Annotated in this window: 15 protein-coding genes and 1 pseudogene; 11 read left to right on the top strand and 5 right to left on the bottom strand. The window is 67.5% G+C overall.

Going from position 1 to position 14273, the window contains the following annotated elements; translation table 11 throughout:
* Window positions 1-15: 15 nt before the first annotated feature.
* From D577_RS0104085 to D577_RS0104070, 4 genes are all read left to right on the top strand, one after another.
* Window positions 16-801: a YdcF family protein gene (locus tag D577_RS0104085; protein ID WP_018946298.1), complete on the top strand. Its 786-nt coding sequence runs from the start codon at window positions 16-18 to the stop codon at window positions 799-801.
* A complete protein-coding gene (locus tag D577_RS0104080; RefSeq protein ID WP_018946297.1) occupies window positions 801-2927 on the top strand; it encodes a hypothetical protein in 2127 nt (708 codons plus the stop codon). Before D577_RS0104085 ends, D577_RS0104080 begins: the two co-directional genes overlap by 1 nt.
* Window positions 2928-3020: 93 nt before the next feature.
* Window positions 3021-3653, top strand: coding sequence for a YdbL family protein (locus D577_RS0104075; protein WP_018946296.1), 633 nt, complete (start codon window positions 3021-3023; stop codon window positions 3651-3653).
* A 30-nt stretch (window positions 3654-3683) separates the two neighbouring features.
* Entirely contained in the window at window positions 3684-5129 is a 1446-nt protein-coding gene (locus D577_RS0104070) for a YihY/virulence factor BrkB family protein (protein ID WP_018946295.1), read from the top strand.
* 42 nt (window positions 5130-5171) lie between these two features.
* Here the strand turns inward: D577_RS0104070 and D577_RS0104065 are convergent, their stop codons facing one another.
* On the bottom strand, window positions 5172-5609 hold the full coding sequence (locus D577_RS0104065; RefSeq protein WP_018946294.1) for an SRPBCC family protein: 438 nt from the start codon (window positions 5607-5609) through the stop codon (window positions 5172-5174).
* A 167-nt stretch (window positions 5610-5776) separates the two neighbouring features.
* Between D577_RS0104065 and D577_RS0104060 the strand changes: the two genes are divergently transcribed.
* Window positions 5777-6238 carry a hypothetical protein gene (locus tag D577_RS0104060; protein WP_018946293.1) on the top strand — a complete coding sequence of 154 codons (462 nt, stop codon included), beginning with the start codon at window positions 5777-5779 and terminating at the stop codon, window positions 6236-6238.
* A gap of 25 nt (window positions 6239-6263) precedes the next feature.
* Here the strand turns inward: D577_RS0104060 and D577_RS0104055 are convergent, their stop codons facing one another.
* The 4 genes from D577_RS0104055 to D577_RS0104040 all read right to left on the bottom strand — a co-directional run bounded on the left by D577_RS0104055 (window position 6264) and on the right by D577_RS0104040 (window position 8966).
* The gene (locus tag D577_RS0104055) at window positions 6264-7337 is read right to left on the bottom strand and encodes an Rpn family recombination-promoting nuclease/putative transposase (protein WP_018946292.1); all 1074 of its coding nucleotides are present in this window, start codon (window positions 7335-7337) and stop codon (window positions 6264-6266) included.
* A gap of 24 nt (window positions 7338-7361) precedes the next feature.
* Window positions 7362-7796, bottom strand: a complete 435-nt coding sequence (locus D577_RS0104050; protein ID WP_018946291.1) for a DUF1841 family protein — start codon at window positions 7794-7796, stop codon at window positions 7362-7364.
* Between the two features lie 4 nt (window positions 7797-7800).
* Window positions 7801-8436 carry an endonuclease III gene (gene nth / locus D577_RS0104045; RefSeq protein WP_018946290.1) on the bottom strand — a complete coding sequence of 212 codons (636 nt, stop codon included), beginning with the start codon at window positions 8434-8436 and terminating at the stop codon, window positions 7801-7803.
* 92 nt (window positions 8437-8528) lie between these two features.
* Window positions 8529-8966 carry a hypothetical protein gene (locus D577_RS0104040; protein ID WP_018946289.1) on the bottom strand — a complete coding sequence of 146 codons (438 nt, stop codon included), beginning with the start codon at window positions 8964-8966 and terminating at the stop codon, window positions 8529-8531.
* A gap of 421 nt (window positions 8967-9387) precedes the next feature.
* On the opposite strand from D577_RS0104040, the gene D577_RS0104035 reads away from it, so the two are divergent.
* The 6 genes and pseudogenes from D577_RS0104035 (at window position 9388) to D577_RS0104010 (ending at window position 13755) form a co-directional block, all read left to right on the top strand.
* Window positions 9388-10329, top strand: coding sequence for a ZIP family metal transporter (locus tag D577_RS0104035; protein ID WP_018946288.1), 942 nt, complete (start codon window positions 9388-9390; stop codon window positions 10327-10329).
* Between the two features lie 23 nt (window positions 10330-10352).
* The gene (locus D577_RS0104030) at window positions 10353-10658 is read left to right on the top strand and encodes a nucleotidyltransferase domain-containing protein (protein WP_018946287.1); all 306 of its coding nucleotides are present in this window, start codon (window positions 10353-10355) and stop codon (window positions 10656-10658) included.
* On the top strand, window positions 10655-11188 hold the full coding sequence (locus D577_RS13560; RefSeq protein WP_018946286.1) for a hypothetical protein: 534 nt from the start codon (window positions 10655-10657) through the stop codon (window positions 11186-11188). Before D577_RS0104030 ends, D577_RS13560 begins: the two co-directional genes overlap by 4 nt.
* Window positions 11189-11221: 33 nt before the next feature.
* A pseudogene (locus D577_RS13555) lies at window positions 11222-11500 on the top strand (ZIP family metal transporter); the annotation flags it as partial.
* Window positions 11501-12128: 628 nt separating this feature from the next.
* Window positions 12129-13265 (top strand): porin, encoded by a 1137-nt coding sequence (locus tag D577_RS0104015; protein ID WP_018946284.1) that lies wholly within the window; start codon window positions 12129-12131, stop codon window positions 13263-13265.
* Window positions 13266-13482: 217 nt separating this feature from the next.
* Window positions 13483-13755, top strand: coding sequence for a cupin domain-containing protein (locus D577_RS0104010; RefSeq protein ID WP_018871282.1), 273 nt, complete (start codon window positions 13483-13485; stop codon window positions 13753-13755).
* Window positions 13756-14273: the final 518 nt, after the last annotated feature.

Genomic DNA, 14273 nt, shown 5'->3' with positions numbered 1-14273 from the left:
GCGGCGCGGTCGGACATGGCCGCCGGGGTCACCACCGTCCTCGAACACCTGCTGCTGCCGCCGGGGCTGGCGGTGCTGCTACTGGTCCCGGGGCTGCTGCTGTGGGGCGCGGAGCGCCGCGGGGGCGGCTGGCTGGTCACCCTGGGGCTGGCCGCGCTGATCCTGCCGTCCCTGAACATCGTCGCCGCGCCGCTGGCGCAGACCCTGGAGCGGGATCTGCGCGAACGGCCGCTGGCCACCGGCCGGGCGGACGCGATCGTGGTGCTGGGGGGCGGCCGGGCCAGCGGCCGCCACCACGTCACCGGCGGTGACGATGTCTCGGCCCTGACCTTCGAACGCCTGCGTTTCGCCGCCCATCTGCACCGCCGGACCGGTCTCCCGTTGCTGCTGTCCGGCGGCAGTCCCGGGGCCGAGGGCCGGCCGGCCGAGGCGGAGCTGATGGCGGACGCGCTGCGCCGCGAGTTCCGCGTGGATCCCCGCTGGCTTGAAGGTGCCAGCCGCAATACCCACGAGAACGCCTTCTTTACGGCGCAGCATCTGCAGGGCAGCGGGGTCGAGCGGGTGCTGGTGGTCACTCATGCGATGCACATGCCGCGGGCGCTGGGGCGCTTCGAGGCGGCCGGGCTGGCGGCGGACCCGGCACCCACCGGCTTTCGTGGTTCTGCCGGCGAATGGCGCCTGCGCGACTTCGTGCCCACGGTGGATGCGCTGGAGACCTCGCGGTTTGCGCTGCGCGAGTGGCTGGCACGGGCGGCGCGGCCGTTGCGGGATCGTCTGCCGGGCGACCGGCCCGGGGCATGATGGGCGCCATCCGGGCGGTGACTGCCTGGATGGCGCGCGCGGGGTGGCCGGCAGTCCGGCGCATGGGCGGGGCTGTGGCGCTCGTGCTGATGGTACCGGCGGCGACTGGTGCCGACCCGGAGGATGCCGGGGGGCTGACGGTCGACCTGCGGATCGAACGGGGGCTGCACGAGGCACTGGACGCCGAAGGCCTGACGGCGCGCGCACGCCTGCGCGACGGCCGGCTGGCGGTGACCGTCGGGGCCGAACGCCTGCATCTGCCCGAGCCGGTGGGCACGCTCGCCGGAGTACGCCTGGATTGCCCGTCCCTGGTGCCGACCACCGCCGGCTGGCGCTGCCGCGAGGCGCGCCTGTCCGCCGACGGCGGGGATCTGGTCCTGCAGGAACACCCGCTGCGTCTGGACTGGCACACCGGCCATAACCGCCTGCGCGTTGCCGGAGACTGGCCCGGCTGGTTCGGGGCGAGTGGCGAATTCGTGCTGCGCGTGGCCGGTGCCGACGACTGGCGGGCCGAACTGGCCCTGTCCGGGGTAGATCTGGTCGCGCTGGCGGAGTCGCCGCGACTGGCGCCCTGGCTGCCCGAAGAGCCACCGGTGACCCTGCAGTCGGGGCGTGCGGACCTGGCGATGCAGGGTGCGGCGGAAGGCGATCATCGGGCGGAGCTGCGGCTGCGGGACGTGGGCTTCTCGGATGCGGTCGGCCTGCGCGCGGGCGAGGGCATCGGCGGCCGCCTGGAGGCACGCGAGACGGAGGGGGACTGGATCCTGGACGCGACCCTGGAGGAGGGCGCGGTGTTCGTGGATCCGTGGTTCGTGGACCCGGACGAGACCGGGGCCTTGAACCTGCGCGTGGATGGCCTGCGTCCGGCGGATGGCGGGTTCGCGGCCGGGGTGGAGGTGGCGGAACTGTCCGGCTCGCTCGGCGAGATACTGGCCTTCAGCGGTCAGGAGATCCGGAGCGGGCCGCCGGAGGCGATCGCTCCTTCGGGGTCTTTCCATCTCGAGGCGCGGGACCCCGGTGCGGCGCATGCGGTGCTGCTGGACCCCGCGCTGGCCGGGACCCTGGGGCGTGATCTGACGGTCAGCGGGGATTCCGTGTTGGCGCGGCTGGAGCTGGAGCGCGGCGAGCCGCGTTCGGCGACCCTGCGCTGGAAGGCCCTGAGCGCCGAGGACGGCACGGGCCGTTTCGGCGTGACGGACAGCGACGGCGCCCTGAGCTGGCAGGCGGGTGCGCCCGGAGTCCCGGGGCATCTGGGCTGGGAACGAGCGCATCTGTTCCGCCTGCCGCTGGGCGAGTTCGACGCCCGTGTGCGCGCGCAGCCGGACGGGATCGACCTGCTGGAAGCGACCCGCATACCGATCCTTGATGGCGCCCTGCGTGTGGATGACTTCGGCCTGCGCCTGACCCCCGACGGCCCGGATGTGCGTTTCACCGGCGGGGTGCAGGCGATCTCGCTGGAGCCATTGACCGAGGTCCTGGGCTGGCCGCGCTTCTCCGGTCGCCTGGCCGGCATGATCCCGGAGGTGCGCCTGGACCGCGGCGATCTGGCCGTGGACGGGCGGTTGCTGGTGCAGGTGTTCGACGGCGACGTGGTGCTGCGCGACGTGCGCATTCGCGATCTGTTCGGGCGAACCCCGGAGCTGGGTCTCTCGGCGCGCATGGACCGCCTGGACCTGGCCCTGGCCACGCGGGCGTTCGACGTGGGCCGGGTCGAGGGTCGGCTGTCCGGGCATCTCGAGGATCTGCACATGATCGACTGGCGTCCGGTGCGCATGGACCTGGCGGTGCACACGCCGGCGGATGCCCCCGGCCGGCGCCGGATCTCGCAACGTGCGGTGCAGAACATCACCGAGCTGGGCGGGCCGGTGCAGGCGGCGGCTTCGTCGGTGTTTCTGCGTTTCTTCGAAAACTTCTCCTACCGCCGGCTGGGCTTTCGCTGCGTGCTGCGGGACGGTGTCTGTGAATTTGGCGGGGTGGCCGACCGGCCGGACGGCGGCTTTACCCTGGTCCAGGGCGGCGGCCTGCCGCGGATCGAGGTAATCGGCTATAACCGGCGTGTGGACTGGGACGAACTGCTGCGCGGACTGTCGCGGGTGACCGCCGGAGAGCCCCCGGAGGTTCGCTGAGCACGCGCATGGGCGCGTTCATGTCCTCGTCAGCCACCGGCTGATGTAATGTAGGATGATGACTGTCCTGCCGTGCCTGCCAAGGAGTTGCCCATGAAAGCCTGGTTCGGGATTCCTGCTCTTGCCCTGCTGTCCGCGCTGGTCGCGGGCTGCGTCACCATCAACATCTATTTCCCGGCCGCCGCAGCGGAGGACGCCGCCCGCGCGATCGTGCGTGATGCCCTGCAGTTCCACGACATCGAAGAGCTGCGCGAGCCCGAGTCCGCGCCGGAAATGGACGGCGGCTCTTCGGATGCCGGGGATGCGGCCGGCGGGCGCTCGACCCCGCTGCTTGCGCGCCTGCTGGAGGGGCTGATCGCTCCGGCCGCGGCCAGCGACCCGGACCTGCAGGTCGAGACCCCGGCAGTCAACCGTATCCGGGCATCGATGCGCGAGCGCGCGCCGCAGCTGGCGCCGCATTTTCGCAGCGGGGCCATCGGCTTCGGAGCCGAGGGTGACGTGGCCATCCGCGATCTCTCGGAAGTGCCGCTGCGCGAGCGCAGCGAGGTGCAGCGCCTGGTCAGCGAGGAGAATTCCGACCGCAGCTCGCTGTACCGCGAGATCGCCCGGGCCAACGACCGCCCCGACTGGGAGGCCCGCATCCGCGAGACTTTCGCCCGTGTCTGGGTGGAGGAAGCGCCGACCGGCTACTGGTATCGCTCGGGCGGTGAATGGCGGCAGAAATGATCGAAGGGGTCCGCGCGGGAGGTTGCCGGATTGGGGGATAACGCCAGCCTCGGAACACGTCTGGAGGCCGCGCGGCATCGGCTGGAACGCCTGGTTCTGGAGAGCGACCTGGCAGCGATGCCGCGCTGGAAGGCGCTGGGGCTGGGTATTCTGCGCGGGCTGTACGCCCTGATCCGCGAAGTGGCCGAGGGCCAGCTGACGCTGCGCGCGATGAGCCTGGTGTATACCACCCTGCTGTCGTTCGTGCCGCTGCTCGCGCTGTCTTTTTCCGTTCTCAAGGGATTTGGCGCTCACAACGCGGTGGAACCGCTGCTGCTGGAATTCCTGGAGCCGCTGGGCGAGCAGGGTGTGGATATCGCCGACAACGTGGTCGGGTTTGTCGACAACATGCGCGTGGGGGCGCTGGGCGCGGTCGGCCTGATCTTCCTCGTGTATACGGTCGTGGCCCTCGTGCAGAAGATCGAGGCCGCGTTCAACACCATCTGGCGGGTGGAGACCCAGCGCAGTCTGGCACAGCGGTTCAGCAGCTATCTGTCGGTGATCATGATCGGGCCGCTGCTGGTGTTCGCCGCGCTGGGGATCACGGCGACGGTCATGTCCTCCGAGGCGATGCAGGCGGTCGCCGGGGTGGAGCCCTTCGGGCGAGTGATCAGCGAGCTTTCGCGTCTGGTGCCCTACCTGCTGATCATCGCGGCCTTCGCGTTCATCTACATGTTCGTGCCCAACACCCGGGTGCGCCTGGCACCGGCGCTCGCGGGTGCCGTGGTCGCGGGCGTGCTGTGGCAGAGCATGGGCTGGGTGTTCGCCAACATGGTGGCGGGCTCCACGCGCTACGACGCGATCTATTCCAGCTTCGCGATCATGATCCTGTTGCTGATCTGGATCTATCTGGCCTGGCTGATCCTGCTGATCGGGTCCAACGTGGCGTTCTACGTGCAGCACCCGGAATACATGAACGTGCGCGGCCGACGCCCACGGCTTTCGGCGGCGGCGCACGAGCGTCTGGGGCTCAACCTGATGCAGGTGGTGGGGCGGCACTTCGTGGAAGGACGCACGCCGCCCACGGTCGATGACGTGGCCGCGGAGCTGTACGTGCCCGGGAACTCGCTGGGCGGTGCAGCCCGGGCCCTGGAGGCCGCGGGACTGCTGAGGCGCACCGAAGCCCTCGGTCTGGTGCCGGGGCGCGATCTCGGCCATCTACCGGTCGCGGAGGTGCTGCACGCCCTGCGGGAGGATCAGGAAGATCCGGCGCTGCGGACCCTGCACGGCGATGCGGCGGTGGAGTCGGCGCTGGAAGAGCTGGACGTGGCCCGTCGCCATCATCTGGGGGCGCGCACCATGCGTGATCTGCTGGACCGGGCGGGTGTGCAGCCGGCGAAGCCGGCGCAGGAAGACGCTGATGCCGGCCCGGGCCCGAGTCCGGGTTCGCGTGCCGGGGAGTCGCGTCCCGGCTCGGGTGCGTCCCTGGCACCCTGATTCGGTGCCCGCGGCGGGTGCGCGAGTCCGGAGTCGGCGGGGTCAGGCGTTCGAGTTGGCTTCCGCGTCCAGGCGCTGCTGGGCCCGGTGCATCAGCTGGCCGGAAACGCGCTCCACCAGCGAACCGGCCGCCCTGCGCACCGCCGCTTCCACCAGCGGATTACCGAGACGGTACTCCAGCTCGAACTCAACCCGGGTCAGCCCTTCGCCGGCCGGCTGCAGACGGTAGCTGCCGCGATTGTGGATGCCGCGGATCGAGCGCCAGGCGAAATGCTCCGGCTCCACGGCGCTGCAGACCTCGACATCGAAATCCATGGTCATCCCCGCCGCCACGATGGTCCAGCGGTACTGCTCGCCACCCAGGGGCTCGATGGTGCGCACGTGGTCGCACAGGTCGACGAAGTTGGGGACATGGCTGAGCAGGGCAAAGACCCGCTCGGGTTCGGCCTGCAGGGAGGTTTCGTGCGTGATACGGCGCATGCTCGCGACTCGCTGGCTGGAACGGGGGATCAGATCCTGAGAGCCCCCGAAGTGCCTCCGGGTTCCCCGCGGCCGTCCTTCCGGCTCTGCCGGCTTCGCTTGTGACCCCGGGGACGCCGTTCTAACATGACGCCCGTCTCCGCTGTAACCACTGTTGCGAGCCCTGCATGAGCTTTGCCCGAGATCATCGTCCGGACCCCGACGCCGGTTTCATGGAACGCTACGAATCCGGAGCGCTGGGTATCCTGCACTGGGAACAGCTGGATGCGCTGTGGGCCACGCTGCGGGTCACGGCCCGCGACGGCGAGTGGTACGTCTACGCAGTGGGCGAGGCGGTGCCGCAGGCGCCGGTGAGTGCCGCCGAGCTGGACCGCTTCCTCACGGAGATGGACGCGTTGCTGCGGGTCGATCACGACGAAAGCTACTGCGGCATCATCTACGTGGACGACCGCGAGGCCCCGCGCTTCGTGAAGATCTTCGACCCCAACAACCTCGGATCCTCCTGCGGCTCGTCCGGGCTGCGGGTGCTCCCGGGCTGGATCCTGTCCACCGTACCGCCGGAAGACCTGCAGGCCGTCATGCCCCCGCCGAACAGCCGCCGCCGCTGGTGGCAGCGGCTGTTTCCCTGAGGTTCTTTTCTCAAGAGGGGGGCCATCAGGAGGCCGCGCCGAACACGTCGTCGATGTGGCGGGCGTTCAGAAGGCGTTCCGACCAGACCAGCAGGGTGTCGGCATCGGCGGATTCGATCCGCTCCCGCTGTTTTTCCGCGGCGTCTGCACCGAACTTGCGGCCGATCAGACGCAGGAGGACCGCGGCTTCACCCTGCGTGACGCCTTCTTCCAGCCCCTGTTTTCTACCCTGTTCCAGCCCTTGCTCCAGCCCTTGCTCCAGCCCTTGCTCCAGGCCTTGCTCCAGGCCTTGCTCCAGGCCTTGCTCAAGGCCCTTCTGCAGCCCTTTTTGCAGCCCCTGTTGCTCGTAGCGTCGCTGCCATTCCTTTACGCGTTCGGCCAGCATGGTTTCCATCTCCCGCAGGTCATTGTTCGGTGGCGCCAGCGTTTCGCCGAAGTGGCCGGGGATGACCACTCGACCCAGCCAGACGCTGAAGGCCCGTCGCAGGGATCGTTGCTCCGGGTGTTTCAGCCATTGCACCAGACGCCCGACGACCGCCTGCAGATCCTCGGGCTCGCGGCTGTGCTCCAGCCGGAAGACGGCCGCGGCCAGGTTGCGTGCCGGCAGATCGGCGTCCGCGAAGGCCCCCTCGTCGAGCAGAAGATACCGGAAATCCGGACGGTAGGCCTCCAGTCCTCCGGGGATCGGTGCGATCAGCTCACGCACTTCGATCGGGGCGCTCCAGCGTCGTTCTCCATTATAGAGCACCAGGGGCAGTACCGGCGGCAACCGTCCGTCGGGGGTCAGTTCACCGGTGCGCACCAGATCCTGGTAGAGCAGGCCGAGATAGGTCAGCAGGCGGACCGCCATGAAGCGGTCCACCGATGACTGGAATTCCAGAAGCAGATAGACGTAACACCAGCCATCGCCCCATCGCAGGCGCCAGACGATGTCGTCCTCGCGCTCGCGCAGATCGTCGGAGACGTAGTGACCGTTGACCCGCTCCAGCGAATCCAGATCGACCTGTTCGATCCAGGGTTCGTTGACGAACCCGCGCAGCAGGTCGGCCACCAGTTGGGGGTGGCTGAACAGGTGCTTGTAGCCGTGATCGTGTTCCATGGTCCCTCCCTGGACCCGTAATTCTCATGCCCCTATGATGCCCTCCAGACGCTTCAGGCATTCGAGGTACTGCGCCTCGTCCGGTGGCTGGCCGCTGCGCTGGCTCTCCCACAGGGCCTGACCCAGACACTCCATCATCCGGTGTTCGGCGTCCAGTTCGCCGTAGCGGGCGCACAGGCGGCGGTGCAGGTCGCGGATGCCGGCCGGGCGGTCGGTGGCGGCCTGTTCGCGCAGGCCCATGTGCATGGACATGTGCAGGAACGGATTGGTGGTGCCCGATTCCGGCGGGAACTCGGCCGTCAGGGCCTTCTCGCGGTCGTTCAGCAGGGCATGGTACTCGGGATGGTCGCGGATGATGCCGACCAGCACCTGTTCCATGTCGCTCAGGGATTCCTCGTTGCGGGCCTTCTGCCAGGCATCCAGGAACTGGGTTCGCATGCGGTCGCGGTCGCCGTACATCGCATCAGGCCTCGGTCTTGTCCTTGTATTCGCACAGATCGCGGATCACACATTGCCCGCAATCCGGCCGGCGTGCGCGGCACACGTACCTTCCGTGCAGGATCAGCCAGTGGTGGGCGTCGCGCAGGAACTCCTTCGGGGTGAACTTCAGGAGCTTCTTCTCGACCTCCAGCACGGTTCTGCCGGGGGCCAGTCCGGTGCGGTTGGCCACACGGTAGATGTGCGTGTCCACCGCGATGGTGGGTTCGCCGAAGGCGGTGTTCAGCACCACGTTGGCGGTCTTGCGGCCGACCCCGGGCAGGGCCTCCAGCGCCTTGCGATCGCGCGGCACCTCGCCGCCGTGGAGTTCCACCAGCATGCGGCAGGCCTTCATGATGTTCTCGGCCTTGGCGTTGTACAGGCCGATGGTGCGGATGCATTCCTTCAGGCCGTCCAGTCCCAGGTCGAGGATGGCCTGCGGGGTGTTCGCCACCGGAAACAGCCGCCGGGTCGCCTTGTTCACGCCCACGTCGGTCGCCTGCGCGGACAGGATCACCGCCACCAGCAGCTCGAACGGGCTGTTGTATTCCAGCTCGGTGGTGGGTTCGGGGTTGGCCGCCCGCAGGCGTTCGAAGATCTCGCGGCGCTTGGCGGCATTCATGGGGCGCGGATTCCGACGGTTTCAGGGGTTGCAAACGAAACCGGCCCCGCGAACGGGGCCGGATGATGCGCGGGACTGCGGCGCGATCGTGCTCAGACGTGGCGGTACACGCCCACTTCCGGCGCCGGCTCGCGCGGCTTTTCCTCGGCTTCCTTCTCGAGGTCGGCCAGCATCTTGGAGTGCTTCTCCTCGAGATCGTGCATCGCCTTCTCGTCCATCTTGGGGAAGATGACGTCACGGATAAAAGAGCCCAGCTCGGCCAGGCACTCCGCCCAGTACTTGTCGTTCAGGTGGAACGAGTGCTCGGCGTGGGTACCCATGGGGTAGCTGTTGAACCGGGTGATCATGGTGACGGACAGGTCGCTGTCCTTCTCGACGAAATCCTTGGCGAAGTCGTACCACCACTTGTAGTACTTCTCCTGCAGTTCCTCGCCGAAACCATGGTTCTCGAAGAATGCGGCGATGGTGCCGCGCGGGGCCTGGCCGTAGCGCGTACCGCGCTTGCCGGCGAACGGGAAATGTCCAGCCATGCCTGCTCTCCTGGGACGATTGGAATTTTTGTAGCGGGGGCAGTGTACCCGCTGGGCGCCGGGAATCAAGGCCGGGGCCGCGTTACACTGCGCCCTAGGGAAACACTGATCAATGTACACGCTCGCGTTGGCACCCCGGGTTCCGCGAGACAAGGCGCGGTGCGCAGCCGGTAGTGGTTCTACCGGCAAGTGCCGCAACGCAGGATCGGGGAACCCGGGGTGCCAACCCCCACAATTTATTGAATGCAGGGGCTCGGCCGCCCGTTGTTGATCAAAAACGGGCGCGCGCACGGCGTTGCGGCTCCCTTGTGCAGAATGACTGCACGGCGGTCGCCGCGCCTTGTTCCCACGCAAAAGCGACTCGAGCGCGAGCGTGTACATTGATCAGTGTTTCCCTGGGAGCCTGCAAGGAGTCCGCACCATGGCCGAACCCGATCCGGTCCGTCCACAGGACAGCGAGACGGAGCCCGAGCCCGACGAATATACCCCGCTGCCGCGCAGCTTCCTGATCGGATCGCTGATCGCGCTGGCCCTGTTCATCTGGGGCGTGAGCCTGCTGTGGCCGCACATGGAAGACTGGCTGGGCGAGCTTTCGATCCTGCAGATCGGGCTGCTGGCCAGCTTCGTGGCCGGGCTGTTCACCGCGGTCGGGGCCATCCCCATCTTCTTCCTGCGCCGCCTGAAACAGTCGGTGGAGGACGCGATGATGGGCTTCGGCGCCGGGGTGATGCTCGCCGCCACCGCCTTCGAGCTGGCGCTGCCGGCGGTGGAGCAGGCCGAGGCCCAGCATGGCAGCGTGGCCATGGCCATCGTGGTCCTGGCCGGCGGCATTGGCCTGGGTGGCGCGTTCCTGCTGCTGCTGCACAAGGCCGTGCCCCACGAGCACTTCGTCATCGGCCCGCAGAGCGGGGCCGACCCGGCCAAGATCCGCCGGGTGTGGCTGTTCATCTTCGCCATCGCCCTGCACAATCTGCCCGAGGGCCTCGCGGTGGGCGTGGGATTCGGCGGCGATGATGTCAGCGACGGCATTGCGCTGGCCGTGGCGATCGGCCTGCAGAACATGCCCGAGGGGCTGGTGGTCGCCATCGCCCTGCTGTCGCTGGGCTACAGCCGTGCCATCGCCTTCGGCGTGACCCTGCTCACCGGCCTGGTGCAGCCCATCGGCGGGCTGATCGGCGCCGGTGCCATCACCCTGATGGAGTTCCTGCTGCCCTGGGGCCTGGCCTTCGCGGCCGGTGCCATGCTGTTCGTCATTAGCCACGAGATCATCCCCGAGTCCCACCGCAAGGGCCACGAGGCCCAGGCCACCACCGGGGTGCTGGTCGGGTTCGTCACCCTGCTGGCCATCGACCTCGCGCTGTAGGATCGTTCGAAGGAGGGCCCGCCATGCGTCTGAGTCCCGAACAGCAACACGCCATCCACCGGGCCGTGGTCGAGACCTTCGGCCCGGAGTCCGGGGTATGGCTGTTCGGCTCCCGGACCGATGACTCGGCCCGGGGCGGCGACATCGACCTGCTGATCGATACCCCGATGCGCGATCCGGACCGCATCGTGCAGGCGGAAATCGCCCTGCGCGCACGCCTGGAGGCGGAACTTGGCGAGCAGAAGATCGACCTGCTGGTCGACTATCCGGGACGGCGCCGGCATCCCCCCATCTTTCAGGTCGCCCGCGAGGAGGGCATCCCGTTATGAATTCGACCGCCACCGCCATCCAGCGCCTGCGGGACGCCATCGAGGAATGCCGCAGGCACCGCCACCACATGCGCCACGCCCTGTCTTCGCTGGAGCCCCGCCTGCCGCTGGACGGCGACACGCTGGACGCGATGGACGACGAGGGGGTGCAGGACCTGGATCAGTTCATCCTGCGTTTCGGCAAGTTGCAGGACGCCATGGGCATGCGCCTGTTACCGGCCGTGCTCATGGCACTCCAGGAACCGTTCGAGGACCGTCCGATGCTGGACAAGCTGCATCGACTCGAAAAGCTCGGCTATCTCGACAGCGCCGCGCAGTGGCAGGAGCTGCGCGCCCTGAGGAACGGCTTCGCCCACGATTACCCGGACGAACCCGAGAAGCGCGCGGCCCTGCTGAACCGGGCCATGGAAGGCAGCCGCGAGCTCGAGGCCATCCTGGACCGGATCGAGCAGCGGCTGGGCGAGGAGAACGCGGGCGGGCTCTCGGGGCGACTCGGCCGGGGCAGCCCCGGGCCGGAGCTTCCTGATTGATCGCTGCTCGCGCTGGCCCTGTTCATCCGGGGCGTGAGCCTGCTGTCGCTGGGCTACAGCCGCGCCGCCGCCTTCGGCGTGACCCTGCTCACCGGCCTGGTGCAGCCCATCGGCGGGCTGATCGGCGCCGGGGCCATCACCCTGATGGAGTTCCTGCTGCCCTGGGGCCTGGCCTTCGCCGCCGGTGCCATGCTGTTCGTCATCAGCCACGAGATCATCCCCGAGTCCCACCGCAAGGGCCACGAGGCCCAGGCCACCACCGGGGTGCTGGTCGGGTTCGTCACCCTGCTGGCCATCGACCTCGCGCTATAGGATCGTTCGTATGAATTCGCACAGCACAGCTCATAGCCCGATCGGCCAGAGGGCTGGCCTCCTACCGGGCGGGCTGCCCTCAGTAGGAGGCCAGCCCTCTGGCCGATCCGGCGCAGGGGTGGCCCGGACGTGAAATCGGCCGGAGGGCCGGCCTCCCACCGGGCAGGGTCTGGCCGCAGGAGGCCAGCCCTCTGGCCGATGGGGCCGATGGGACCAACCCGGCCGATGTGTTGTGTTAAGGCCACACCCGCCCCGGCGAGGGCGGTGTCAGGTCCCTCTGTTGCAGGTTTGCAACGGCCGCGCACCGGTTTCTGCGCACCGGAAACCCGTGTTTCCGGGCCCGCGGCGCTCGAACCCAGGGCCGTGACGCGGTTTCGTGCAATCGCGTATTCGGAATTTCTAACAAGCCAGTTTTTCAATGGCTTGCGATCACCCCGGCGCTCTCGGCAAGTCTGGCGCGGGAGATCGCGTGAAGACCGAAGCGTATAAGCGTGATCGAATACGGGTTTTTTTCCGCCACAAGGGTTGAAATACGACACCGTGGCGTATATAAAACACAGGACATCACGGGGCCGACGGGTCCCGGATGCCTTAAACAGAAAGAATTCACCTCCTGGGAGAAAGCATCATGCAGAAGAAGATTCTCGCAATGGCCGTTGCCGGCGCCTTCGCCGCCGCTCCGGCCCTCGCCTCCGCCGACGATTCCGTGACCCTGTTCGGTCAGCTGAAGTACGAAGTGGGTGCCATCGACGGTGCCACGGACAACTGGCAGGGGACCGGGCTTGCGATTGGTTCCGATAACCGCGATCTGACCCACTCCACTGCCGGCAGCCGCTTCGGGATTCGCGGTTCCGAAGATCTGGGCGGTGGCCTGACCGGTCTGTTCCGCATCCAGGGCAACTTCGGTGGTCCGGGTGGCATCTTCGCTGGGGGCAACCTGCAGACCAACGAAGAGACCTGGGTCGGTGTTGACGGCGACTTCGGCCAAGTGCGCCTGGGTCGTTCCGACACCGCCATGAAGAATGCGCTGAAGCCGTTCCGCGCCTTCACCGATACCCTGGCGGACAGCGCGACCCGTCCCGGCACGGTGTCCGGCCTGACGCCGACTTTTGATAACGCCGGTAATTTTGACGGCATGATGGGCCTTAACAGCTGGGCGCGTGCGGATGGCATCCACTACCAGAGCCCGGATTTCGCCGGCTTCACCTTCGGTGCCACGCTGGAGCCGGTGGGTGAAAAGACCGAGAGCTACTACGCGCTGAATGGCATCTACGAGATGGGCCCGATGGTCTTCTCCGGTGCGTATGAGTCGCAGACCAGCAGCAGCGACGGGTACGGTGCGCTGGAAAACAGGCAGGGCGTGGCCGATATGGATTCCTGGCACCTCGGCTTCAGCTTTGACTTCGGTCAGGGCGATGTCGGCGTCAGCTACAATCAGTGGAACGGCGATGACGACTCGGTGATCGGTGACAACAAGGTTGAACAGGTCGTCGTGCCGGCGAACTTCCGCGTGACCGACCAGATCAATCTGCGCGCGGCCGTTCAGTACAACGATCTGGACAGCGGTGAGACGATGATTGATGAAGAGTCCTCCTGGACCAACTTCGCGGTCGGGGCCCAGTACCACTTCAGCAACCGTACTGAAGCCTACGTCAACATCTGGCGTGACGGGATTAGTGGTGTAACCGCCACCAACGGCAACAATGGCTGGGGTCTCGCCGACGACGGCACCCACGTCGGTGTGGGCCTGCGTCACAGCTTCTAAGCGCGATCGCGCATGAAGTGATAACAACGGGTGTAAGCCCGTTTTGCGGGGCCCTCCGGGGCCCCGTTTTTTATGGGGGTCGCGCATTCGCTGTGCGGCCCTTTTTCGTGGGTGCATGCGGTTGGGTGGCGCGTCCGGCGGGGCTACGATGGCCGCCGTCGAGGGGCGACATTCATCCCGACCGATCAGAACGATCGAAACGATCCGAGGAGGCAACATGAAGATTGAAGTGGAACATCGGCCGGAGCGCGACCGGCTGGAGGCACTGGGTGTGTTCGACTGGCCGGTGTGGGAGAAGGAGGCGTCCAGCTTCCCGTGGCATTACGACGAGACGGAGACCTGCTACATCCTCGAGGGGCAGGTGACGGTGACGCCGGAGGATGGCGAGCCGGTCACGGTCGGCGAGGGCGATCTGGTGACCTTCCCGGCAGGCATGGGCTGCACCTGGGAGATCCACCGGGACATCCGCAAGCACTACCGCTTCGGGTAGTCGGCTGTCGGGGTGTGAAAAAGAGAAAGGGCCGCACAACATCCCTGTTGGTCGGCCCTTTCGGTTGGAACTTCCCTGTTCCTGATTGGGGATATTATCGGCACCCCCGGACTGAAACAATATCGATTGTGTGTTTTTGTGATTAAAACCACAGAAAAAGGATTGGAATCAGTCTAAATCTTCGGCAGAATTAGAGAGATCATCTCGAAAAGTGCCGAATAAACAGGTCTTTATGAAGGTTCGTCGGGCCTCGGGTGGGAGTTGTGGGAGTACGGGGTGGGCGGGGAAGAGCCCCGGGTGAGGGAAGCCAATTGTTCGCGTGCGAGCACGCTCCCACAAGGGCTGGGCCGGCAACGAGTGGGGGGCACCGGTGCTGTGGGAGCGGCCCTGGCCGCGAAGAGGGCGGGGTGGTTCAGCGGGCGAGCCACTGGGCGTCGAGCCGGGAGGCTTAGTCGCTCCGCCAGGAGCGCGCCCCGGTCCTGCCGGCGACGCAGTGCGCCTCGATGTCCGCGGGGGTG

Origin of the sequence: Thioalkalivibrio sp. AKL17, assembly GCF_000377885.1 — a bacterium.
Taxonomy (GTDB): domain Bacteria; phylum Pseudomonadota; class Gammaproteobacteria; order Ectothiorhodospirales; family Ectothiorhodospiraceae; genus Thioalkalivibrio; species Thioalkalivibrio halophilus.
The sequence above is the reverse complement of the archived record's forward strand: the minus strand, read 5'-3'. Positions and strand labels throughout refer to the sequence as shown.